This window comes from Candidatus Termitispirillum reticulitermitis (assembly GCF_054655775.1).
The window spans coordinates 1-2,392 of sequence record NZ_BAAIHG010000116.1 but is presented as its reverse complement, the minus strand read 5'-3'; the positions used below and the strand labels follow the sequence as shown (position 1 = coordinate 2,392).

General features: G+C 42.9%; 2 protein-coding genes. One reads left to right on the top strand and one right to left on the bottom strand.

Going from position 1 to position 2,392, the window contains the following annotated elements; genetic code table 11:
- The coding region (gene folK, locus AC1MDJ_RS07575) for a 2-amino-4-hydroxy-6-hydroxymethyldihydropteridine diphosphokinase (RefSeq protein ID WP_479690315.1) at window positions 1-2,101 on the top strand (2,101 nt) is incomplete at its 5' end.
- Window positions 2,102-2,103: 2 nt separating this feature from the next.
- Here the strand turns inward: folK and AC1MDJ_RS07570 are convergent.
- A partial coding sequence (locus AC1MDJ_RS07570; protein WP_479690314.1) for a hypothetical protein occupies window positions 2,104-2,392 on the bottom strand: 289 nt, incomplete at its 5' end.

Genomic DNA, 2,392 nt, shown 5'->3' with positions numbered 1-2,392 from the left:
CATGCGAGGGGGGGGGGGGGGCAACGATACTTATCTGTTTTATGCTGATAACCCCAACCTAGACTTTTCTAAAGCTAAAGTATTTTATCACCCGAACGTGCCGATGAGATTGCTTGAAAATACTATTCACGACGGCTTTAATACATTCGGCATTTTTGGTAAAAATCATGCGTGGAATAGGTTTGTTATAAACTTTACAGGTCGGGCTGGTTTATCTATGGAGCTTGAACGGGCTTATTTTAGCCAGTATCCAGTGCTACCAGATAGTTTTATCACTCCATTTATCATATTGTCAGTTTTATCGGTGTTCGCAGTCTTTTTATTGCTTTATGTGAACGGTTTTAGCTGGCTTATAGGGCATAGCTGGGCGTTGTTTGCTGTCATAGTTGCCGTGCAGGTGCTTGTTATCTTGTTCTATGCAGGGCAAAAGAATGACTTGAGCTATGATGAAGTAGCCACATATTATAGGGCTAATAATAGTGCTGTCAATAATAGTCCTTCTGCCGTGAACCCGCTCCACGCAGACCGCGATGCAGGCAATGCTAACTGGCGTTCACACAAAGAATTATTTGAGGCTATGACGGCACAACCAGACGAAAGATTGTCTCATTTTAATAAATTGCGAACTAGAACATCCGTGCACTCTCAATTGCACTATATGCAGCTACATTTGTTATCTCTGTTGTTCCCCAATACTTTTAGCGTTTATCTGGGCGTAGCGATTAACATTATGTGGTTTGTCGGTGTGTGTATTGTAGTCTATGCTATATCTAAGCGATTCTTAGCGGGCAAGCTGGCACTATTACCGCTTGTCTTTTGGGGGTTCAGCGGTGCGGCTGTATCAATGGGGACGTATATTCGTGCATATAGTATGGCTGTGTTCTTTTACACATTGCTGGTCTATATAGCACTCATTATGCTGACAAAGCCGCGTCTTTCGTTGAGATTTTGCGCAGTGCTTGCCTTAACATTTTTCTTTGGTTTTGATGCGCACAATTATTTTATATTTTGGTTTGCGGGCGTTGCTCTTATCCCCATAGTTTATATGTTGTGGCAGAGACGTTACACAGGTATTGCTAAATGTGCTGTTTCGCTGGCATTCGCCATTGCAGGCTATTACATTTTCAACCCTGCATTCTTGAGTGCATTGCGAACATTCAGTGGAAATAGCCTAGTGAACGGCATATCAGGCATATTAGAATATTTTGTGGGATACGTGCGTCTCTTGAATGCGGAGCTTTTTGGAGGTGTTCCTTTATACATTGTGCTAGTTATACTTGTTTTGTTAGTTGCGCGCTTTATACGTGAAAGGTTTGTGTTCCGTTGTGCTGGTTTTACAGATGAAAATACGTTAATAAAATTTCACGTTGAAAAAAAACAACTGCCCTCAGGGTCGCACTGGGATATAAAACTTGATAAAAATTATATGTTGCTCGCTGTAGCGGTGGTTTTCTATATTGTGGCTATCTCTAGGTATGTGAATGTTCTTGGTCGTATTGACTACTACCTGTGGGGGGTAGCTCCCGTGCTAGTAATATTGTTATTGTCCCTGCTAAAAGGGGTAATTAACAATGCTAAAGTATTTGTGTGTATTGCACTGTTGTTCACGCTTGTAGGTGAGCAGGGTAAGATTTTAACGCGTTTTGGGCGAACGAACTACCCCGCCATAGCTGAGACATATAGCGATGTGCCACAAGCATTTAGCAGTGCTGTGCAGGCACTAACTGCTGATAGTACGTTACAAAATGTGCGAATATCCAGTCTATACACAAGTGAATCGCTATTAAATGACGGACAGCCTAACTATACTAATATGGTCATTGTAGCGGACACGGAGCTGCAACCCAGTGAACTATTAGGCAGGTTAAAAGTAGAGGAGCAGAGAGCAGGACGAGTTGACACTGGCAGGTGGGGTGCCCGTCCGCTAGATATAGACATAATAGACTATGCAGGGCAGCCCATAAACACTGACGAGCTGACCATCCCACACTCGCAAATGACCAAACGTCCATTCGTGCTGATTCCGCTAGCAGAGTTGCTACCCGACTATAAACACCCCGTAAGCGGACAGAACGTGGGGCAGATGATGAGTAAAATCTGATGTTATTTGCTTTTATACAGTAGCCAGCTATTATCGTCAATGAACGGCACACGTTCCTTAAAGCCACGCGCTGAAAGCTCTTTTAATATAACCTCAGCGTCTATTCTCGTTGGCGTCAGCTCTGTATCAAGAATGCACAGAACAATAGCGTTGTCGTCCGCTATGTGCTCAAAAACATTAAACAAGACATCATATTCGCCAATTTCTAATACTGCTGTAGCCTCACGTAAGTTCATCACTTTATACGTCATACCATAAGCACCAAACGTAGTATCAGTAACTATAATGGCG